Annotated in this window: 21 protein-coding genes, 1 tRNA gene and 1 riboswitch; of the genes, 19 read left to right on the forward strand and 3 right to left on the reverse strand. The window is 45.4% G+C overall.

Annotated features, from left to right (window positions below; genetic code table 11):
- Nucleotides 1–245: 245 nt before the first annotated feature.
- The gene (locus M3629_RS21765) at nucleotides 246–947 is read right to left on the reverse strand and encodes an urease accessory protein UreF (RefSeq protein WP_251510182.1); all 702 of its coding nucleotides are present in this window, start codon (nucleotides 945–947) and stop codon (nucleotides 246–248) included.
- 445 nt (nucleotides 948–1392) lie between these two features.
- On the opposite strand from M3629_RS21765, the gene M3629_RS21770 reads away from it, so the two are divergent.
- A tRNA-Leu gene (locus M3629_RS21770) sits at nucleotides 1393–1475 on the forward strand.
- A 190-nt stretch (nucleotides 1476–1665) separates the two neighbouring features.
- Here M3629_RS21770 and M3629_RS21775 read toward each other — a convergent pair.
- Nucleotides 1666–2145: a glutathione peroxidase gene (locus M3629_RS21775; RefSeq protein WP_251510184.1), complete on the reverse strand. Its 480-nt coding sequence runs from the start codon at nucleotides 2143–2145 to the stop codon at nucleotides 1666–1668.
- Between the two features lie 380 nt (nucleotides 2146–2525).
- A riboswitch (cyclic di-AMP (ydaO/yuaA leader) is annotated at nucleotides 2526–2701 on the forward strand.
- 118 nt (nucleotides 2702–2819) lie between these two features.
- Between M3629_RS21775 and M3629_RS21780 the strand changes: the two genes are divergently transcribed.
- Both M3629_RS21780 and M3629_RS21785 read left to right on the forward strand, forming a co-directional pair.
- Nucleotides 2820–3248, forward strand: a complete 429-nt coding sequence (locus tag M3629_RS21780; protein WP_123063301.1) for a hypothetical protein — start codon at nucleotides 2820–2822, stop codon at nucleotides 3246–3248.
- 157 nt (nucleotides 3249–3405) lie between these two features.
- The gene (locus M3629_RS21785; RefSeq protein ID WP_251510185.1) at nucleotides 3406–4104 is read left to right on the forward strand and encodes an HAD family hydrolase; all 699 of its coding nucleotides are present in this window, start codon (nucleotides 3406–3408) and stop codon (nucleotides 4102–4104) included.
- A 131-nt stretch (nucleotides 4105–4235) separates the two neighbouring features.
- Here the strand turns inward: M3629_RS21785 and M3629_RS21790 are convergent, their stop codons facing one another.
- Nucleotides 4236–5531 (reverse strand): Nramp family divalent metal transporter, encoded by a 1296-nt coding sequence (locus M3629_RS21790; RefSeq protein ID WP_435368257.1) that lies wholly within the window; start codon nucleotides 5529–5531, stop codon nucleotides 4236–4238.
- A gap of 470 nt (nucleotides 5532–6001) precedes the next feature.
- Here M3629_RS21790 and M3629_RS21795 point away from each other — a divergent pair, with 470 nt between their 5' ends.
- From M3629_RS21795 to M3629_RS21870, 16 genes are all read left to right on the forward strand, one after another.
- Nucleotides 6002–6421 (forward strand): organic hydroperoxide resistance protein, encoded by a 420-nt coding sequence (locus M3629_RS21795; protein WP_090918107.1) that lies wholly within the window; start codon nucleotides 6002–6004, stop codon nucleotides 6419–6421.
- A 247-nt stretch (nucleotides 6422–6668) separates the two neighbouring features.
- Entirely contained in the window at nucleotides 6669–6914 is a 246-nt protein-coding gene (locus M3629_RS21800) for a zinc ribbon domain-containing protein (protein WP_251510187.1), read from the forward strand.
- 104 nt (nucleotides 6915–7018) lie between these two features.
- Nucleotides 7019–7297, forward strand: coding sequence for a hypothetical protein (locus tag M3629_RS21805; RefSeq protein ID WP_090918103.1), 279 nt, complete (start codon nucleotides 7019–7021; stop codon nucleotides 7295–7297).
- Between the two features lie 149 nt (nucleotides 7298–7446).
- Nucleotides 7447–7869, forward strand: coding sequence for a thiol-disulfide oxidoreductase DCC family protein (locus tag M3629_RS21810; RefSeq protein WP_251510188.1), 423 nt, complete (start codon nucleotides 7447–7449; stop codon nucleotides 7867–7869).
- 131 nt (nucleotides 7870–8000) lie between these two features.
- The gene (locus M3629_RS21815) at nucleotides 8001–8858 is read left to right on the forward strand and encodes a DUF6612 family protein (protein WP_251510189.1); all 858 of its coding nucleotides are present in this window, start codon (nucleotides 8001–8003) and stop codon (nucleotides 8856–8858) included.
- Nucleotides 8859–9026: 168 nt separating this feature from the next.
- Nucleotides 9027–9410, forward strand: coding sequence for a VOC family protein (locus M3629_RS21820; protein WP_251510190.1), 384 nt, complete (start codon nucleotides 9027–9029; stop codon nucleotides 9408–9410).
- Between the two features lie 158 nt (nucleotides 9411–9568).
- Nucleotides 9569–10837 (forward strand): hypothetical protein, encoded by a 1269-nt coding sequence (locus M3629_RS21825; protein ID WP_251510191.1) that lies wholly within the window; start codon nucleotides 9569–9571, stop codon nucleotides 10835–10837.
- The gene (locus M3629_RS21830; protein WP_251510192.1) at nucleotides 10834–12132 is read left to right on the forward strand and encodes a CpaF family protein; all 1299 of its coding nucleotides are present in this window, start codon (nucleotides 10834–10836) and stop codon (nucleotides 12130–12132) included. The genes M3629_RS21825 and M3629_RS21830 overlap by 4 nt, the downstream gene beginning before the upstream one ends.
- Nucleotides 12133–12171: 39 nt before the next feature.
- Nucleotides 12172–12957, forward strand: coding sequence for a type II secretion system F family protein (locus tag M3629_RS21835; protein ID WP_251510194.1), 786 nt, complete (start codon nucleotides 12172–12174; stop codon nucleotides 12955–12957).
- 12 nt (nucleotides 12958–12969) lie between these two features.
- A complete protein-coding gene (locus M3629_RS21840; RefSeq protein ID WP_251510195.1) occupies nucleotides 12970–13839 on the forward strand; it encodes a type II secretion system F family protein in 870 nt (289 codons plus the stop codon).
- Between the two features lie 54 nt (nucleotides 13840–13893).
- On the forward strand, nucleotides 13894–14109 hold the full coding sequence (locus tag M3629_RS21845; protein WP_251510196.1) for a Flp1 family type IVb pilin: 216 nt from the start codon (nucleotides 13894–13896) through the stop codon (nucleotides 14107–14109).
- Nucleotides 14087–14764 (forward strand): TadE/TadG family type IV pilus assembly protein, encoded by a 678-nt coding sequence (locus M3629_RS21850; protein ID WP_251510197.1) that lies wholly within the window; start codon nucleotides 14087–14089, stop codon nucleotides 14762–14764. Before M3629_RS21845 ends, M3629_RS21850 begins: the two co-directional genes overlap by 23 nt.
- Nucleotides 14745–16973: a hypothetical protein gene (locus tag M3629_RS21855; RefSeq protein WP_251510198.1), complete on the forward strand. Its 2229-nt coding sequence runs from the start codon at nucleotides 14745–14747 to the stop codon at nucleotides 16971–16973. Before M3629_RS21850 ends, M3629_RS21855 begins: the two co-directional genes overlap by 20 nt.
- A gap of 29 nt (nucleotides 16974–17002) precedes the next feature.
- The gene (locus tag M3629_RS21860) at nucleotides 17003–18040 is read left to right on the forward strand and encodes a pilus assembly protein (RefSeq protein ID WP_251510199.1); all 1038 of its coding nucleotides are present in this window, start codon (nucleotides 17003–17005) and stop codon (nucleotides 18038–18040) included.
- Between the two features lie 15 nt (nucleotides 18041–18055).
- On the forward strand, nucleotides 18056–18562 hold the full coding sequence (locus M3629_RS21865; protein WP_251510206.1) for an A24 family peptidase: 507 nt from the start codon (nucleotides 18056–18058) through the stop codon (nucleotides 18560–18562).
- A 119-nt stretch (nucleotides 18563–18681) separates the two neighbouring features.
- A complete protein-coding gene (locus tag M3629_RS21870; RefSeq protein ID WP_251510224.1) occupies nucleotides 18682–20409 on the forward strand; it encodes a DUF6382 domain-containing protein in 1728 nt (575 codons plus the stop codon).
- Nucleotides 20410–20417 lie beyond the last annotated feature (8 nt).

Raw genomic sequence — 20417 nt, forward strand, 5'->3', positions numbered from 1 at the left:
TGGATTTTATAGTATTCAGCAGGTCCTTCTTCGTGTAATATGGATAGAAATACGTGCTGTGATCTCCATTATATACGCAAATTCGTCATCTAACAATTAAAAAATACGGAAATAAGTGTATTTTATGAATTATAATGACGTAAATACGTAAATTTATGTGTGCTGAAATATAAAAAAACACGCCAGCAAGGGGGTTGCGGCGTGTTTTGATGTGCTATGAAGAAAGTATTAGAGGAGTGTGGAATTTATGCTCTGTAAGCATGAAGGCCTGCTCCAAGCATGTGGAAGCTGGGGAATAACGATTTCATAGACATGGACGTAGGGTGCAGATGTGCATCCGGTGAGGAGGCGCTCACGGTAGTCCATTCATTCTCGAGGTCTGCGGTCAGGCGAGCCAACAATTCCCGAGAGGTATTTTCATCTAGGGGGATAATCTTGAAAGCTTCGGATACACATGCATTCATGGCTGAATGTAAGTAACCGAGAACTGCCTCCTCGACGGGGATATCAAGGTGGTGGTTAATCCAGGCGTGAACGGTGGGGAGAGAGCCTACTGAATTGTATTTTGCGAACATTTGTTCAAGTGGGCTGAAGTCGATCCAAGGATGTAAAGCGCGAGAAAGTTTGATTAAACGTTTACCTATGATTGTTGCTTGCTCCCTCAGTTCAGGTGGGGTTCGCTGTACATGCACAAGTTTGTCGATCAGTGCAATTCGCCAAGTGTCCTTATGATCTGTTGCAGTATAAATCCCTTTAATGGCCATACCTTCGAGACGAACGAGACTGGGGTGTAACTGGCAGCGCATAAACGATTCGAGTTCCTCAGCTGTCCGAATGGTACCTTCCTTGATGTGGGTGTCCATGCCGAAGAAATGGGTGAATCCTCCCACTTGGACAGAGGGATCAAGCAGTTTCGCATAATCGAGTAGCTTATTCCCACGGTTCACGATCTTTCGCCTCCTGTATTTTTTTGTGTTAATTTTAGTGACGTGTGATAATCTTTTTTTTAGTTTAATGTGCAAATCCGAATTATATGATATATATATTCACATAAATATCCGTGTTTTGTCAATGATTTAGAAGAAAATAAAAGTATAACTAAATTTTTTTCAATTTATGTTATATATAGTTACATTAAACATTCTAGTTGTGTTATATATTTATGTTTAAAATCATCGGGCCTTTCTTACGGAATCGGATTAATGATATGTATTTTTCGAGGAAATATGACTGTATTTTGCAGGAAGTGTGGCCTGGAGGGGAAGAAAAACGGTTATTGATTTAGACTAAACCCGGTTCCAGAAAAATGTCATTCATAAAGTGATTAATAAAGACTTTACTTTTGTTTGAAAATCCGGTATAATCAATTCTGTTGCCGATAATTTACGACATGCGGTCGTGGTGGAATGGCAGACACGCTATCTTGAGGGGGTAGTGGGCGTACGCCCGTGGAGGTTCGAGTCCTCTCGACCGCATTATATGAAGAGTTACGAGAGAAGCTTTCCGTGATGGAGAGCTTCTTTTTGTTTTATTAGCAGCAGAGGTGAAATTATTGGGGATGAAGACGTGTTGGAAGGAAACGTAAAAAAGCCACCGAAAAAACTAGAGCAGTGTCTGGCTCTTTGCTTTGTAGGTGGCTTGTTTTTTTTGTTCGAAAGTCTACGTTTATTTGTTAATCAGCTTCTGAATATCCTCTTCGATTTTGTCTGGTGTAGTCTGGGGAGCATATCTTTTCACGACTTTACCATCTTGATCGACAAGGAATTTGGTGAAATTCCATTTGATGGCTTTGGAGCCGAGCAAGCCGGGTGCTTCTTTTGTAATGTGCTGGAAGAGCGGATGAGCGCTGGAACCATTAACGTCAATTTTTTCAAACATCGGGAAACTTACGCCATAATTCATCTGACAGAATTCAGCAATATCGTCGGAAGATCCTTTTTCCTGCGCGAACTGGTTGCTTGGGAAACCAAGTACTTCGAACGGTGCATCCTGGAATTTATCCTGCAACTCTTGCAAGCCCTTGAATTGAGGTGTTAGTCCACATTGACTTGCTGTATTCACGATTAACAACACTTTGCCGCGATATTGAGACATCTCGATCTCTTGCCCGCGGAGGGTGTTTACTTTGTATTCATAGACTGACATGGGAAAAACCTCCATCCTTTTATTCTTAATATACTTATTATATTTTAAACAATTAAGTAATGCAAAATTTATTTTGATTTATCGTTGTTATAACCATTAGCTTGCTGGGTTCCGAGATGTGAGAGGTATGCACGGAATCAATTTTTGTACGGATGAGAATTAGATAGCTTGGAAGAGAGGGATAGCGTATAACCTGATTGTAAGCGTTATTATAGGCGGTTATTGCCGGAAATCTGGCGATTCGGTGATCTTTATGCACTTTACATGATCATGGCACGGGGTGTATGATTCATAGCGTAATTTGAATTTTAATTAAATTGTACCTGAAAAACGTAACAAACGATAATATCGATCGGTCTTATAATCAAGATGTACGAACGATGTTTTAATCGCTGAGTTTCCATTCAATTATGGGTGGAAAACGGGGGAACCAACAGAATGGGCTGTATGACAGCAGCAGACATTCATGGGGTGAATTTTCTGGTGAAAGCCGAAATAGGGCGACTCTCGCGCCCGAATCCGTCAGCTAACCTCGTAAGCGTTAAAGGGAGAGGCAACAAACCGCACGCTGGTTCATGGCGCTTTTGTCATGGATTATTTAAGAAGCGTTTCGGAGGCCTTGGTCCCCACGCTTCTTTTTTTGTTGTCTTTTCACGCCAAGGGAGGAACGAAGAATGGATAAAGAGATGATTTTGGTAACTGCTCCTAATGAAGCAGGACGTAAATTTGTGAAATTGCTGATGTATAAAAAAATGCCATTTGCCGTTCTGACGAACAGTGCTGATGAGGAGCGCAAACTTCGCCGTATTGGTGTAGAACACGTCATCCGTATGAATACAGCAGCTGCTGAGAAATGGTTTTTGCCGCAAGGCAGTGTAGGCAATGTGTTCATTTTTGAGAACAGTTTGAATTTGACTTGCCGCTATCTTCAAATTTGTCGCTCTTGGACATCAAAGTCCTTGTGCGTGATCACAGAGCAGAGCCATCCTAAAGGGATCTATCGTGGAATGGGCGCGGATAAAATTGTATATTCACTGAATGGAGAAGTGGGATTTCTTCTCAATAGTTGCAATAAACCGGAAGCTGAAGTGAGTAGCTTGTGATTGACATTGATCCAAGGTAGGACGCCTGTTATAATTGCAGGTATAGACTAACGGAATTTGAGGAGACTCATGCTTGTCGTGGGTCTTCTTTTTTTATGGAAACCGTATCGCAGAATGGGAGCTAGGGGTGACCTGTAGCTTACGAGGAGGAATCAGCGTGCCGGATATTGCCGGATTGAAGTGGTTGTTTTTTGATGTGGGGGATACGCTGGTGGACGAATGGGAGCCTGTAGATGATATTATTGGGCAGTTCGTTCGGGAGGCGAATGATTACGGCTATCCAGTAAAGATTGAGGCGGTAAGGGAACTGTTTGCTACCTGTTACCGTAATTATGAACAGTGGCCTATGAAAGTGGCCATACGTACATATATTCATGATGAAGATCATCGTATTCAGATTCAGGACAAGCTGAAATTCCATAAAGAATTGGAGCAACCGTTTCCTTCTGCAACGAAGGTGCTTGAACAGCTTTCGCATCACTATCGTATTGGCATCATCGCGAATCAGAGTCCTGGGACTGAAGCAAGGCTGGAAAGCTACGGGCTTCGTAAATATGTCCATGTCCTGGCCTGCTCGGCAGAAGAAGGGGTGTCCAAGCCTGACCCGGAGTTGTATGCGGTTGCTCTGAAGCAAGCTGGATGCGCACCCGAAGAAGCGGTTATGATTGGGGATCGAATCGATAATGATATCATGCCAGCACGTAGTTTGGGTTTACACACCATTCGTATTTTGCAGGGATACGGAAGGTTCCAGCCAGAGCTCTCGGATAGCGAGCGAGCGGACTGGACGGTGGAGTCGCTGGATGAACTTCTGCCATTGCTCATACCTGATCTGAATGCAGGTAAATCTATATGAGTCTCAGGTTAGATCGTATGGGATTAAATTAAATGTATGTGAGCAATGAAGTATACAAAATAAAGTTATACAGAAGGCCGATTTGCATTGGGATCAATACCAACAGCGAATCGGCCTTTTCATATATAAGCTTAGAACAGCATGATGGTCTGAACAATCAAATACACATTCAGAACAACGATAATAGCCGCGATAGTCCAGGAAACGATTTTGAGCCACAGTTTGTTTGCAAAAGACCCCATGCTTTTTTTGTCACTTGTGAACATCACAAGCGGGATGACGGCAAATGGCAGTTGCAGGGACAGGATGACCTGACTCAAGATCAGCAACTCTTCTGTGCCGCGCTCACCGGCAATAGCAGTGACGATGACAGCAGGGATGATGGCGATCAGTCGGGTGACCAGTCTACGCAACCAGGCCGGGATACGGATATTCAGGAATCCTTCCATGACGATCTGTCCTGCGAGCGTACCTGTAAGCGTTGAGTTCTGACCGGATGCGAGCAAAGCTACGCCGAACAGGACGCTGGCGATGGTTGTGCCAAGAAGCGGAGTTAGCAGATGATAGGCATCGGATATCTCTGCTACCTGTGTCATGCCGGCGCTGTGGAATACAGCTGCAGATACGATCAGGATGGCTGCGTTAATGAACAGGGCTAACGTCAGAGCAATGGTTGAATCCATCGTGGTGTAGCGAATAGCTTCTCTTTTGCCCTGGGTCGTCTGCTCAATCTGGCGGGTCTGCACAATGGATGAATGCAGATACAGATTGTGTGGCATAACGGTAGCCCCGATGATGCCAATGGCGATGTAGAGCATGGCCGGGTTTTGCAAAATTTCGGTGCTGGGAACGAATCCGTGAAGAACACCGCCCATATCCGGTTTTGCCAAGAATAGGTCGATGCCAAAACAAAGAGCAATGGTTGCCATCAGCACGATGACGAGTGTTTCCAGTGCACGGAATCCTTTATTTTGTAGTACGAGAATGAGCAATACATCCACGGCGGTAATAATCACTCCGTACAACATGGGAATGTTAAACAAGAGTTTAAGAGCGATTGCTGAGCCGATAACTTCAGCGAGATCCGTAGCCGCGATAGCCAGTTCGCATAGAATCCATAACATCATGACAACGGGAGCGCTGAAACGTTCACGGCAGGCTTGGGCGAGATCACGCCCAGTGACAATACCTAGCTTGCCCGCGAGGGATTGGAGCACCACGGCCATCATGTTGGAAAAAAGGATGACGGACAATAGCGTATATCCGAATTGCGAGCCGCCTGCGATATCCGTAGCCCAGTTGCCGGGGTCCATATAACCAACAGCGACAAGATAACCTGGGCCGACAAAAGCGAGGAACTTTTTCCACCATGCCGCATTCTGGGGTACTTTCATGGAACTGTGTGCCTCACCTAGCGAAGGGGCCATCGTAGCTGGTGAAGCAGACGCATATTCGCTGGATGGAGAATTGAACGGATTTTTTTGACTCATACATGGATCACCTGACTTTACAATAAGATGTGGCCGGCATGTAGCCGGAATCAATTCATTGTTAGAATGTGCTCTGGCACAAATACTGCGGCAAATGAACGGGATGAGTACGGGGACTCATATATCTAAAATTTTATGTTCATGTTTACATTGTACACCCTCAATAATTTTTGTCTAGTGCAACTTTTGTGTATCTGGACAAAATTTGAGGCGAATCAGACGTTATCTTTTCATAACCTCTTTGTATAGTACCCAATACGTAAAAAGATACGACTTTTACCAGTTGCGCATGAAATGCAGCCAAATGTAAAAGCTGATAAAGTACACAATCAGACGTTTCAAATTGAGCCAGAAGTTTAAAATGAATTGTAGGCAGTTAAAACTTTATTAACGAAGGAGAGATTCTGATGGAAGCTTTATATACAGCAACAGCGACGGTAAAAGGTGGACGAACAGGTTCGGTGGCTTCTTCGGACGGTGTACTGCAACATGATCTGAAAATGCCGAAAGAACTGGGCGGTGCAGGTGGAGAAGGCACAAATCCCGAGCAACTTTTTGCAGCTGGATACGGTGCATGTTACGAGAGCGCTCTGGCTAACGTGGCACGCAAAGCAGGTGTGAAATTGGAGAACGTCGTTGTAACCAGCAACGTATCGATCGGCAAAGATCCAACGGATGACGGATTCAAGCTAGCGGTTCGTCTTGATGTGAGTATGCCGGGAGTGGATCACAGCCAGGCTGAGGATCTTGCCCGCAAGGCGCATGACTTCTGTCCGTATTCAAAAGCAACCCGCGGTAACATCGACGTTGTACTCAACGTCGTTTAATAGATAGGATCATTCCTGACTCTTTCTGTTTGAGAGTGATAGGTGAAATAAAGAGCAAGGTATCCAGTGATATCTGATCTTCAAGCACACAAGCCCTGCTGGTAGCTCAGCAGGGTTTTGTTTTCCGACATATGACACCCAAGAATCACCTAATCTGAAACAGGGAAGAATTTCCTTGGGTTAGGTTGTACTTTTTTACATAATGTACAGTCACTTCATGCTACATATTCCATAAGGGGGAACGGCGATGAGTATTGAAGAGATGATTGAGCGAAAATTTGTATGCACCAAATGCCGGGGCACGGAATGCAACATCAAGGAGGTTTCCATGTCAGGAGCGGGGCTCAGCAAAGTATTTGATATTCAGCATAATCATTATTTGTTTGTAGGCTGTACGGCCTGTGGATATGTGGAAGTGTGTAACCCGGATGTGCTGAAAGGCAAGAAACAGGGACAAGTTGGTACGATTCTGGATATTCTGTTCGGCGGATAGACATGCGTGAGTTGACATCGACCTGAAATTTCTTTAATATGATTTAGTACTGAAAGTGTCAGTGTCATTAGCATGAACCAAATTTGAATTCACGGGTGATATCCATGTCTTATAGACCAAGCATTGCACAACTGCAAGTAGCCAGCAAAAACGAAAAAGACGGATTGTACGAATTTACGATGAAACTGGTGGATGGTACACAGTGCCGTGTATTCTACTCCAAATCTCCGGATTGGAAAATGACTGCGATCAGCCGTCTGCAGAAAACACCTTGCCCTGTATGTCGTAAAGACTTCATCTGCAAATGTATGGATCAATGGTCAGGTGACCTGCATCAACAAATGATTAACGACGAGTGGATGGAAAAAGCACTGGCTGAGTAATTGTCGGACAGTTATGAGCGTAGGCACTGAGCCTGCGCTTTTTTTCTATTTTGCTAGAAAACTTGGTGGATCAAATTCAGGTTAGGCGAGGAAAGTTGGCTCAAAATGGGTAAGTAATCTAACAGCACCATAGAGGAGGCCATGATCAAATGACAGTAGACCAAGAGGAAAAGCACCAGGGACACCCCATTGTTCTTGTAGACGGCGTATGTAACTTTTGCCAGGGAATAACGAAATGGATTATCAAGCGTGACCCAGAAGGGAAATATCACTTTGCTTCACTGCAGTCGGATGTGGCGAAAGGACTACTGGAGAAGGGGGGCTTGAGAACAGACAGCATGGATACGTTTGTGTTGATTGAAAATGGAAAATACTATACACGCTCCACAGCAGCGTTAAGGTTGGCCAAAGGTCTCAAGTTTCCTTATCCGCTACTCTATGTGTTTGTTATTGTGCCCAAATTCATTCGTAATGCAGTATACAACTGGGTTGCGCGCAATCGGTATCGCTGGTTTGGGAAAGACGGAGCATGTATGTTGCCTACACCTGAGACTAAAGATCGATTTTTATAAGTATAAAAGTATCAGTTTTTCAGGATAAGCTTCCATAAGAAAGAAGTTTCATGTAAGGTGATTAATATCGGAAATTACTGGGTAATTACTGTGGGTTACATTATTTTTTACATTATTGGGAGGATAACAACTTGAAGAAGTGGACAACAATGATTATCGGGGCGTTATTGGCAGTGAGCTTGGCAGCATGTGGAAACGACACAGATAAATCTGCAACGCCGCCAGCAGGTAATGAAACAACGAATGAAGGCAATAATACAGCGGAGCAGAATGCGGCTGTTCCAACACTGGATGAATTGCTTGCCAAAACAGGTGAAGCAACGAAAGCGCTGAAAAGCTTCACTACGGAAGCTAACATCGACCAAAAGATCAAATTGGATGCTGGTGAGCAATCTCAGGATCAGCAGGTAAAAACATCCCTGAAAATGGATATCATCAAAGATCCAATGATGATCTATCAAGAGATGGAAATGGATATGTCTGGACAAAAGCAAAATATAAAACAGTATATTACTTCAGACAAAATTTACTCCCAAGTGGGTGACCAGTGGGTATCGATCCCAGAAGAGCAAACGAAGGCACTCATCGAGCAGATGAAAGCAAGCATGAATCCGGAAAAAGAGCTGGATCAATTCAAAAAAGTAAAAGAAGACGTTAAGATTACTGAAGAGGGCGACAACTATGTTCTAAACGCAGATGTATCGGGTGACAATGTCAAGGAATTGGCTAAGTCCGTTATGGAACAAAACGGTTCAGATGCCCAAATGCAGGCTATGCTTGATCAAATGAATATCAAGAGCATGAAAATGAAATATTTGATTAACAAAGAAACATCGCTGCTCGAGAAGATGGATGTAGCTATGGTAATGGAAATGGAGCAAAACAGTCAGAAAATGACGATGGACATGAAAATGGACACTACGTTCTCCAACCATGACAAAGTAGCGGAAATTAAAATCCCGCAAGAGGCTTTGGACAGCGCAAAATAAGTAAAGCTTTAAACACCTTTGATTCTGATTTCGGAATACCTGCGGGTAGACCGGATAAGGATCAAAGGTTTTTTTATTTTTGCATTTCTTTAGAGTGTTATAATATGGGCATGAATGATTTTTATTGAGGTTAATGCATCATTGTCTTAATGGGAAGGGGATGCCGAGATGATCAGATATGCACATATTCATCACGTAAGTCTGGCTGTTCGAGATTTGGAAACGGCAAAAAGATTCTATTCGGGTTTGCTCGGAATGCAGGAGATTGAACGTCCTCCGTTTCGTTCCACGGGTATCTGGTATGCGATCGGCAGTCAGCAACTTCATCTGTTGCAACATCCGGAAGGTCACACGCTGCGGGAAGCGGGGATTGATACAACCGACGGACATTTTGCACTTTGGGTGGTCAGTTATTCGGAGACGATAGCTTGGCTGGAAGAGCAAGGGATTGAATATGAAGCGAGACCGGATAGTGTGGCCGGTTTTGCACAGATTTTTATCCTTGATCCGGACCGGAATATTATCGAGTTTGGCGCGTCATACGGTTCCTAAATCAATGGGATAGAATAAATGCCTTGCTCGTCCAAAAATTGTATGTTATAGTATCCATACATTCATAGCACGTGACGGAAGCACCGTCCATATCCTGCAACTTATGCGGGTAATGGGCGGTGTTTTTTTGTGCTTATTTGCAGGGAGGGAAGGAGAAATTGATCATACTTAAGGCGGTACTGGTATCGAGAGACAAAGACTATATTCGTGCTTGGCTTGACTATGTGCAGAGTAGTTCGTCAGGCTCCGCGATGCGATTTATTGCTTTTTCACAGTGGGAAGCATTCAGGAATCATATGGAGGAACAGGATGAACATGAGCTGCCTGATCTAATCATCGCTGAACCGGAGTTTCTGAATCCATGGTTGATGAATGGTGGGGATGCCTCGGGTATCCCATGGCTTATGCTAAGCGAAGGGACTGACGAGGGACACGAGGCGAAGCGACTCATGAAGTATCAGCCGTTGCCTGCGTTGCTGGAAGCTGTCAGGAGGGCTTGCAGGAAACCACGTAGTAAGCGAAGTCTACATCCGGGTCAAGAAACGGTAGCCATCGCTGTATTATCCGCATCGGGCGGGAGTGGTAAAACGGCCGTAGCTCTGCATATGGCCAAGCAGTTGGGACTTGCCGGATATGCTGTGTTGTATCTCAATCTAGAGACACTGGACAGCTCGTTTCCTTTTCTGGAGAAAGGATTGAGGCAGGGCAGCCAGCGGCAACATACAGACGCAGAGACGGGTTTATCACGGCTGTTATACGATCTGAAGGCTCATCGAAAGGAAGTGACAGGTGGCCAGTCGCAAGGGCAGGGAGTAAGGAACGAATCCGGTTCTACACAAGAAAGAGGTTCAGGCTTGCAAGCAGCAATGGAGTATGTTGTTCCACATGAACCATTGAAGTCGGATGTGTTTTGGCCGTTGGCTAACCGCAAGGAAATGTTGCAGATGTCTAAAGCAGACACGATGGATCTAATCCGATATCTGGCCGACTGTGGACAGTATGAGGTGTTGATTCTGGACGGAGATTCAGGCTGGGATGAACGCAGCAATGGGATACTGGAAGCGGCGGATACCTGCATCTGGCTGGTAGAGGACGATATTGCCGCGATGCATCGCTGGGGGCAATGGCTGCAGCACTCTGAGCGTACCCGAGCGGATGTGCTTGGAAGTATGCTGGAGCGTACTTATTTTGTCATCAACAAATACCGGGAGCAAGTGATGAATCCTTTGCCGAGACCTGATCTGCATGTGGATGCGGTATTGCCTTATATGCCTTCCTGGAAGCAGCTAAATCAGGAAGAGGTCATGCTGAGCTCACCGATCTTTCAGCGTGAAGTGAAGAAATTATGTGCACTGCTGTTTCAAGGCGAGGGAGAAGAAAAGCGGGAGGCAGGACGCATGGTTCCACAGGAGTCCTGGTCGTTATGACGGATCGTTCATGGAGCATTCCAGACCTTGAAGAACAGTTTCGGTTGATACGCAGGGAGGTTCGAGCTTCGCTTGATTTGACTGCCTCCGCGAGGGACGAGGAATTGTGGCGGGGGATTGAGAGGAAAGTCCTCGGTGATCCGAACCTGGAGGATTTGACCTCAGGAGAACGCCATACACTGGTGCAGCGACTGTTTGATTCTTTTCGCGGGTTGGATATTTTGCAACCTCTGGTGGATCACCCGGACATTACAGAGATTATGATCAACAGTCATCAGGAGATCTTTGTGGAGCAAGAAGGGGAAGTCAGGCAGATTCCACTGCGATTTGAGTCCAGAGAACGACTGGAGGACATTATTCAGATGATCGTGTCTGGTGTGAACCGGATTGTCAATGAATCTTCTCCTATTGTGGATGCCCGTCTGAAGGACGGTTCGAGGGTTAACATTGTGCTTCCGCCTATTGCGCTGAAGGGTCCGACGATGACGATCCGGAAGTTCCCAAGTGAGCCGATGAAGATGTCTGAACTGATTGAAAAGGGGACCTTGCATCTGGAAGCAGCCGTGTTATTACAACAGTTAGTGCGGAGCAAGTACAACATTTTTATCGGAGGAGGCACAGGTTCCCGAAAAACGACCTTTCTGAACGCTTTATCCCAATTCATCCCTGCCGATGAGCGGATTATTACGATTGAGGATTCAGCGGAGTTACGGATCGTGACTGTGCCCAATCTCGTCTCTCTGGAGACCAGAAATGCCAATACAGAGGGCAAAGGTCTTATCTCTATCCGGGATCTGATCAAGTCTTCCTTACGGATGCGTCCAAACCGGATTGTGATTGGGGAAGTGCGGGGAGCGGAAGCGCTGGATATGTTACAGGCGATGAATACAGGCCATGATGGAAGCTTGTCGACTGGTCATGCCAATACAATCTCGGACATGATTAGCAGGCTTGAAACGATGGTGCTCAGTGGTGCGGAACTTCCAATTACCGTTGTAAGGCAGCAGATCAGTTCTGCCATTGATATTTTTGTGCATCTTTCCCGTCTTCGAGACCGTTCACGCCGCGTGACAGAGATTAGTGAAGTGATGGGGATACAGGACGGTGAAGTGCTCCTGAACCCGCTGTTTCGTTTTCAGGAGCAGGAGGAACGGGAGGGACGTATCATCGGTGGACTTGTCAGGGCGGGAAGACTCAAGAATGTGGATAAAATTCAAATGGCTGGACTTGGAGAATGGCTTGATGGATACATAGGGCAGATAAATGAACAAGTCGTACCAGAAAACCAGAAGTAGCTTAAGAAATAAAATGGGATATAGGACGAGATTCAAAACATGATTATGGGAGGGGAATGCAATGTGGAGCAAGACAGGCAGAAGTTAACGGATTACACCGTGTATATGCTCAGTTCAAGGCAACGCTTAATATGCATGCTGGTCAGTGGTTTCTTATTTTTCGGCGTGGGATTGTTATTTTATCATCACTGGTTGGCCGGGACCATGCTGGCCGCAGGTTGCATATGGGTACCCCGGTTTTGGACAAAGGTATTGCTGGAACGAAGAAGGATGACACTTAGTCTGCATTTCAAGCAAGCTCTCTACGCACTATCCTCGGCATTGGCTGCTGGGAAATCAGTAGAGAATGGTTTCAAGGATTCTGTTGAAGACCTGCGGATGTTGAATCCTGAAGCAGATACAGACCTGATTCGAGAGTTCACAATCTTGCGCATACGTATGGAATACGGACAGCCGATTGAAGAGGCGTTGCAGGATTTCTCAATACGGGCACAGATTGAAGACATTACGAATTTTGCAGACGTGTTTATTACATGCAAACGAACGGGGGGTGATCTGATTGAAGTGGTACGGCGCACCTCCGCAGTGATTGGAGAAAAGCTGGATATTCAACAGGACATCATGATTGCAGTGGCTCAGAAAAGATTTGAATCCAAGGTTATGTTTGCAGCACCCTTCATTTTTCTATTATTTCTCAACCTGACGGCCAAGGATTTCATGGAACCCCTCTACAGTGGGATAGGATATCTCATCTCCACGGGGGCACTTGCTGTATTGGTCTGCTGTTATTTATGGATTCATCGCATTATGGATATCAAAGTATGAGGAGTTGAGAAGATGCTGCTTCCCCTCATCATTGGAGGAACACTTGGCGCGGGCTGGATTGTACTTGATCGAACCCGGGGGCAAACTTACATACATTTACGGAAGCTGACTATGGAAGGGGTACGTTTGAAAAAAATGCATGGCCCGTTTCTGTTTATGCTGGACAAGTTCGAGATCGGCCGTAGATTACCTGTACTCATGTTTCGGATGCAACATACTATCCAGAAGATGTATGGCATACAGCACAGCGGTGAAAAAACGTTGCTCTATTGTGCTGAAATGTTAACGTACTCCTGGCTGATGTTGATGGCAGGCTGCTTGTTATCGATCATCGGGGGTGCAGGAATGGGAGGATTAGCCGGAGGATTTGTTCTTGGGATTGCTTTGCCGCTTGCGATGTATAAGGATCTCTATACGAAAGTAAAACGGAGAGATCAGGAGATCCTCATAGAGCTTCCTGAGTTTCTCAATCGAATTGTGCTCCTGGTTGGAGCAGGAGAAACGGTGCAACGTGCAATCATTCACTGCGTGAATAGCCAGAAGGAGCGAGATCATCCATTATACAACGAATTGCGGAAAGCGGTAGGAGACTGGAATAATGGCTATTCGTTTCAGCAATCTTTGGAGCAGTTCAGCCGTCGCTCTGGTGTACAGGAAGTGACGATTTTTACAACGACGGTGCTGCTGAATTTCCGGCGTGGGGGAGGTGACTTTGTATTGGCATTGCGAGATCTGTCACATGTTTTGTGGGAGAAACGCAAGGCGGTTAGCCGGGCCAAGGGAGAGCAGGCCTCTTCGAAACTGGTGTTTCCGATGGTATTGATCTTTTTTACAATCGTAGTCATGATCGGTGCGCCTGCTTTTATGATGATGAGTATGTAGGAGGGGACGGAAACGATTGAAGTGAAAAGCCAGATGATTAGGGTGAAAAGTCAGATGATTGGAGTGAGAGGCCAGGTGAGTGAAGTGGTAAAGAACAAGGCAACTGCGTTATGGAAAGAAGAGGACGGGTTGGGTACGTTGGAACTGATTCTAATTATCGGTGTGATAATCATTATTGCGCTGATTTTTAAAAATGAAATTACACGATTAATTACAAGTCTGCTTACAAAGGTGGATACAAAAAGTAATGAATTTTTTCCGGGTAAATAAGCTGGAAAAGGAAGAAGGGAGCTTCACCGTCGAAGCTTCCCTGGTCTTCCCGATCATATTGTTTATCCTTGTGCTTCTGCTTTTCTTCACTATGTACATGTATCAAAAAACATTTTTGAATCAGCACGCCTACGTGGCTTCGGAACGAGCTGCGTATAGCTGGGACAACAGTAGCAAGCAGGCACTGACAGGCGAGTATACTGCTGGAGAGTATGATCATCTGTACTGGCGGTTAACCGATGATCGGCTATTGGGCGCGTTGTTTGGATGGGCAGGCGCGGACCATGAGGTTAGTGTTTCTGTACCTGGCAGTGAAGACGGGAATCTTTCGGAAAAGAAATTAACACTAGCCTCCAGCCATATGCCTTCAGCCATGAAAGGCATAATGATGTATCAAAATACGCTGATCCAGCGGAAAGTCACAACCAGGCTTGAGCAGGTCATTTCCCTGCCTCTGCCCTCATTTTTATTCAATTCAGGCAATGGTGTACTCACACAGGGTTCCTCTGCAGTTGTAGAACCGGTTGAGTTCATCCGAACGGTGGATTTGGCCCGTTATTACGGTGCAAAATTTAAAGGTAAAGGCGGAAAGGGAGCCGTGTCGGCTGCAGAAGCAGGACAAGTTATACAGTATTTTGGTAAAAGCAAGAAATAAGCAAAGGAGGAGGGAAGCACTGTTCGGAAAAAAAGATGGTGAAGCTGGAGCGGTAACTTTATTTCTCGTCTTAATCTTGGCTGGTGTGTATATGTTTGTAGCGATTTTTATTGATTATGCGCGAATTGCGGCTTTCAAAGTTCAAACGGAGCGTATGGCACATGCTGCAATGAGATCGGTTATGTCAGCTTATGATACTTCACTTCGAGAGTATGGATTGTTTGCATATGGGGATAGCAGTGGGGATTCAATCATGGCTAAAGTGTTAAATGATAGTGTAAAACCTTCGTCTGTGAGAGATCGTTTCCCGATTCTGGATATTCAATGGGACACGACTTCACTCCGTATGGATCGTGAACTGGGCAGGTATGATATGTTTAATCGTCAAATTCAGGAAGACATGAAGTATAGAGCTCCGGTTGATTTTGCCATTGAAGTCATTAATCGATTCAAGCCGATGTCGAACGAGATGAAGGAAGCCGCTCATACGGTTGACCTGTTGAAAAAATTGCAAAAGCTCTATGACAAACGCGAGAAGCTGCTGGATGAAGCTATTGCCAATCAAGTGCAATCCGCCGAGAAGCTGAGAAAACTTCCAGACTTAATTATGAAATCGCCTGCCCAGGCCATCTATGAAGAAATGCTTGAAGCAGCACCAGAGACAGCAGCAGAAGGAGCTGCACGTTATGCCGATTACTTAAGCAAGAAACAGGCAGATGAAGCATTACCTTTGCATGAACAGCAGTACATATTGGAATTGGGGAGTTACCGAACAGGGGTAAATCAAATCGTGACAGGGATCAGCATGATTATACAGCCAGCACAGCAGGCACATCAGTCCAAGCTTGCGGAAGCGCAGGCCAAGATTGAAGAGGCTCAAGAGATTAATGAAGAAATGAAACGGGTGATTGCGGAAGGAGACATTCGTTCCGAGAGTGCCAGTTATGAAAACGTAGGAAATTCTGCCTTGCCTGGAACAGTTCCCCCATCAACAGGCTCAGGCGATGAAACCAAAAGTGCTCGTTCGCTCGCTTCGGAGCTTGTGAGAGAGGGTACTCTGTTTGAACGGTTAAAGTCTCGCATTCATTCGCAAAATGCAGACTTCTCTAGTGTGCGAAAAGATAGCCTGGAACTCAATGCACAGCTTCGTGCTGTCACGGGGATGAGTGGTGTTCCCATTAAATCAGGGGTCAGGCGGGCAAGCCAGACTGTAGAACGATATATGGATGCCTACGGGAGGAGCGGTTCTTCCAATCTTATTACACAAAGTAAACGGGAACTTGAAAAAGGCCGTGGTTCGGATGCCCAGCGTAAAGGGAATGACAAGCAGTCTAAAGGGAAATTGAAAGAAATCAAACGAATATTGAACCAAATTGAAAAAGGGAGTTCCGGTTCGATGCAGGCATTTAAACAGCTCGAACAGTTCTACGACGCCAACATTGCTTTAAATGAAAGAATCTCCGAGCAAGCGGAAAAGGCGAGGATTGAAAGTGATCCTTATGATTCCGGTGGAAACGCGATGAAGGCCATGGATCAACTGTTTGGCAGAATCTCTGGACTTCTGGATGGCCTTGGGGATGAGTTGTTTCAGAATGAATATGCGCTTGCTTATTTTAACTCCATGGACTTTGGTCAACTGTTCTCTTGGACGGAAGGAAGCGGAGATGCGAAGGATGTGTTCAAGCTGGAGAATCAGGAGCTGGAATATATCATATACGGATTTCATAATCCTTCAGGTAACATCGCGTCTGCATATGCGGAAATCTTCGGCATGCGTCTAGCCATTCGCACAGCTGAAGGACTTGCCGAGAACAGTAAGCTGGGTAATCCGCTCCTTGTTTTGTCTGCAGCGATCCTATACGGAATTACGCACGCTATAGAAGATATGGTGAAGCTGGCGAAAGACGGCGGTGTCGAACTCTCCCAATATATTAAGGTGAAACTGACGTACAAGGATCATTTGCGATTGTTCCTGCTTATACACAGCAATAATGACCGCAAAATGTCACGAATGCTTGCTTTGATCCAGTTGAATACGGGTGTAAACCCGGGTGAGAAGCAGACCTATGCATCCGGACAGATGCGCAGCAGCATCAAACTATGGTTTTTACCCGGGGTCGTGCGAAGTATTGGCGCAGTTATGGGCGGCGAGGATCAAGTACAGGATGGACGTTTTTTCATTGAGCGGAAGGCGGATTATTCCTATTGAACAGGTGGAAATATGCTAATGGAGGCGCAATGGATAAACGGGTCCAGGTTCAGAACGAAAGGACAAGTGTGCAGATGCAACGTCGGATCGAACGGATCAGCAGATTGGAGCGCTTGAAGTTAAGGAGAAAACAGATAATTGAATCCCAAAAGGAACAGGGCAGTATGGTATTAGAGGCTTCATTGGTTTTGCCTGTTTTTTTATTTTTTATTCTGTTCCTTATCTTTATTGTTCAGATGACGTTGATCTCAACTGCTCTTCAAAGCACAGCGGGTGAAACGGTAAAACAGCTGTCAACAAAGGTATATCCGGTCTCGCTTGTATTCACCCCTTCCGATTCTGCAGGAGGTGAGGGCTCGAAGGAGAGTTGGAAGTGGCCTGAGCTTTCCCTGACAGAATGGGCGGACGATTACGCTTCTTCATTACCTGCACCTCTGAGTGACTGGGTACGAGCGGCTGCGAAGCATGGGGAAGAACCGTTACAACGAATCAAAACGTCGGCACTGGAAGCGGTACTTGACCCTGTTGTGAAGCCGTTGTTGCAACCATTTGTTGAAACTACACTGCTGGATATGGAACGAATTCATGTTAACGGAGTGTCCATTCCTGATCTGAAGAACAAAACGAATCCATATTTTAGGCTTGAGCTAAGTTATGACCTGCCTTTGAAGATTCCTTTTCTCAGTAAGCCTCTGCGTATTCAGGCTGCTGCGGCAGAACGGATATGGATTGGTGATACAGGAGAAGGGACTGGTAACGGAGACGGGAAAGGAAATAACACTGGAGCGGCAACGGTTTTATCGAAGCCGGATCCAGCATTTATAGGGAACAATGCAACGATAAAGGTCCGAGTCGAGCCGGGATCGACGGCTAACCTCACGATTTTTTACAAGTCTGGCGAGAGTTCCGCGAAGCATATTGGCTGGGCCGTTGCCGACCAAAACGGAGTTATAGAGTGGACGTGGTTTGTTGGTACTCGAACAACGGAGGGCATATGGAGTTTTGTAGTAGAAACAGCGGATGGTGCTCAAACAGAAACTTCGTTCACGGTAGCATCCAGAAAATAAGGAGGGATGATATAGATGGGATGGTTTTATACGATCTGTTGTGTATATCTTCTTGTAGCCTTCGTAACGGATATACGCTCTATGAAAATTCCAAATCGGCTGACTCTGCCCGTATCGGCATCGGGGGTGGTAACACATCTTGCGTGGGGAGGTTGGGATGGTATGTTGTTCTCTTTAGCTGGATTTGCCGCCGGTTTCGGGATGTTGTTCTTGATATACGCCATTGGTGCAGTCGGAGCAGGAGATGTGAAATTGTTTGGGGGTATAGGTGCGTGGACGGGATTTACATTTGGTGTACATGTGATCATCTACTCGATCTTGTACGCTGGCGTGATCGGTTTAGTCATTCTTTTATTTCGCCGAGATGCGGCGAAGCGAATACGTAGCATGGCATATAATCTAATTAGTTTCTTTAAGCTGGGTTCTCTTCAACTGGTGAGTCACGACAAAACATTGAAGTTTCCGTTTATGCTTGCTGTGCTGCCGGGTTTCATCAGTTCATGGATTTATATGACTGGATAGTTATCCTATCACGGGAGTGCCGGGGATGACAGCTATTGGAAGGTGATTTTATCGCCTTAGTAAACGTCCGAATAATCATTCGTTTAACTTATTAATAGCAATGGAAAGTGAGGATCGGCATGTATGGATTAACGAGGGATTTTGTGCGTAATGGTGGAGCGTTTATGATTTTGGAAAAAACAGACGGACTGCGTATGGAGGAGCTTAGCAGGGTACAGATCGGTATGTTATTCTCCAATCGAATTCCCCGCTTTCTGTCAGTACATACACGAGAGATTGATCAAAATGTTACGCTGCAATATGACATCTCTGGTTATAAGATGTTGTCCCAGATATTGAAGTCAGGTCAGATCGGCCTGCCGGTGTTGTATCATCTTTTATTCCAGTTGGCAGATACGCTTGTAGAGTGTAGACAATACATGCTGGAGCCGAAAAATGTATGGATTCAAGAGGACTATATATTTATTCAAGGATCTGTGGAGCAGGGGGAGCTTGGTTTAGTTTACGTACCTCTGATGAACGCTAAGCAGAAAGAACATACTCCGCGGTTATTCCGTGATTTGGTAATCAGGCTTATGGCATATGTTCAGGAATTGCAAGGAGAGGGCATACAGCGTGTGTTGCAGCTATGTGATGATGAGCGGTGGGATATTCAGCAGTTACGCGAGCTTTTACTGGAATTGTGTGCAGACCATTTGGTACGTCCAAGAGACATTCAGCAGCTAGAAAAGAAAAACGAGGTCAACTTGAATTATAATAAGCCAGATACAGAGCTGTCAGAGGTTCAACTGCGTCAGCAGCAGCACTTCATGCAGCCGGATTTAGATGTTGAAGACATCCATCTCCGTCCAAATTCTTTTTTAAACAGGCGAACAACGGGACAACCTTCTGTTGTTAACTCCCTCCGTATTCATCAGACACAGAATCCTACTCACATAGAGTCATCTTCACCTTTATTTGTGCCCACTGAACAACAAGAAAACGTGGAGATTGAAGAGCGAAGTTCGCCTCCTAACTCCTCACGTACAACATATATCTGGCTAATCTGTATGCTCTCCATGGCATTAGTATGGAGGTTCATCTACATGGAACAGCCAGGTCAGAACGGATTGATTCTCTCTGTATCGCTAAGTCTGGGGTTCATTGCAGTGGCAAGCTGGATGTGGAAGAAAACGGGCAATTGTCGTAATAAATCTGGCATTCATCATTTAAATTTTTTATCATTATCCGTCCCGGGCAGGAAAAAAGATAAGGGACTTCAAGCCGAAGATGAAATGTATCAGGAGAGTTGGCGCTGGAATGCGGTTGACCAGTCCAAAAAAGAAAAGGATTCCTCTTTAGATGTTCTACCTGCAGAATCTGCTTATGAAGAGCGTATTCCTTCTCGTCCAGATCTGCCTGAATCACTATATACAAATGAGCAGAGAGAAGAGAGTGTCATCACTTCGGGGCTCCATTTCACGACTCCAGCCGTAGAAGCAACAGTCAACCTTCAGCAACTGGCGCCCTCAGCGACGGAAAGTAAAAGTTCTAATGTACCATCTTATTACCTGGAACGAACCTTAAACAAAGGTGAACGTAGCGAACGAGTTGATGTGAAGGGGGCGTCGTTTGTGATAGGAAGAGCTACGGATATGGTTCAATATGTAGATCGTTCAACAGGCGTATCCCGTGCACATGTGGAATTGAGCCGGAGCCAGTCCGGTTATGTGATCAAAGATTTGGGCTCCGTTAATGGAACAATACTTCAAGGTAATCTCTTGGCTCCCTACAAAGAATATCCACTGACGGACGGGGATACGTTCATCCTGGCCGAATCGGTCTACGTTTATCGAATGGCAGGATGAACATTACA

Origin of the sequence: Paenibacillus polysaccharolyticus, from assembly GCF_023714295.1 — a bacterium.
In the GTDB taxonomy this organism is placed as follows: domain Bacteria; phylum Bacillota; class Bacilli; order Paenibacillales; family Paenibacillaceae; genus Paenibacillus; species Paenibacillus polysaccharolyticus_A.

What these genes read in the sequence shown, in the direction of transcription:
- M3629_RS21820 (WP_251510190.1), top strand. Translation starts at nt 9,027, where the DNA reads ATGATCAGATATGCACATATTCATCACGTAAGTCTGGCTGTTCGAGAT.
- M3629_RS21865 (WP_251510206.1), top strand. Translation starts at nt 18,056, where the DNA reads ATGGGATGGTTTTATACGATCTGTTGTGTATATCTTCTTGTAGCCTTC.
- M3629_RS21840 (WP_251510195.1), top strand. Translation starts at nt 12,970, where the DNA reads ATGCTGCTTCCCCTCATCATTGGAGGAACACTTGGCGCGGGCTGGATT.
- M3629_RS21780 (WP_123063301.1), top strand. Translation starts at nt 2,820, where the DNA reads ATGGATAAAGAGATGATTTTGGTAACTGCTCCTAATGAAGCAGGACGT.
- M3629_RS21860 (WP_251510199.1), top strand. Translation starts at nt 17,003, where the DNA reads ATGGATAAACGGGTCCAGGTTCAGAACGAAAGGACAAGTGTGCAGATG.
- M3629_RS21870 (WP_251510224.1), top strand. Translation starts at nt 18,682, where the DNA reads ATGTATGGATTAACGAGGGATTTTGTGCGTAATGGTGGAGCGTTTATG.
- M3629_RS21800 (WP_251510187.1), top strand. Translation starts at nt 6,669, where the DNA reads ATGAGTATTGAAGAGATGATTGAGCGAAAATTTGTATGCACCAAATGC.
- M3629_RS21790 (WP_435368257.1), bottom strand. Translation starts at nt 5,531, where the DNA reads ATGGCCCCTTCGCTAGGTGAGGCACACAGTTCCATGAAAGTACCCCAG.
- M3629_RS21845 (WP_251510196.1), top strand. Translation starts at nt 13,894, where the DNA reads ATGATTGGAGTGAGAGGCCAGGTGAGTGAAGTGGTAAAGAACAAGGCA.
- M3629_RS21805 (WP_090918103.1), top strand. Translation starts at nt 7,019, where the DNA reads ATGTCTTATAGACCAAGCATTGCACAACTGCAAGTAGCCAGCAAAAAC.
- M3629_RS21775 (WP_251510184.1), bottom strand. Translation starts at nt 2,145, where the DNA reads ATGTCAGTCTATGAATACAAAGTAAACACCCTCCGCGGGCAAGAGATC.
- M3629_RS21795 (WP_090918107.1), top strand. Translation starts at nt 6,002, where the DNA reads ATGGAAGCTTTATATACAGCAACAGCGACGGTAAAAGGTGGACGAACA.
- M3629_RS21830 (WP_251510192.1), top strand. Translation starts at nt 10,834, where the DNA reads ATGACGGATCGTTCATGGAGCATTCCAGACCTTGAAGAACAGTTTCGG.
- M3629_RS21850 (WP_251510197.1), top strand. Translation starts at nt 14,087, where the DNA reads ATGAATTTTTTCCGGGTAAATAAGCTGGAAAAGGAAGAAGGGAGCTTC.
- M3629_RS21810 (WP_251510188.1), top strand. Translation starts at nt 7,447, where the DNA reads ATGACAGTAGACCAAGAGGAAAAGCACCAGGGACACCCCATTGTTCTT.
- M3629_RS21835 (WP_251510194.1), top strand. Translation starts at nt 12,172, where the DNA reads ATGATTATGGGAGGGGAATGCAATGTGGAGCAAGACAGGCAGAAGTTA.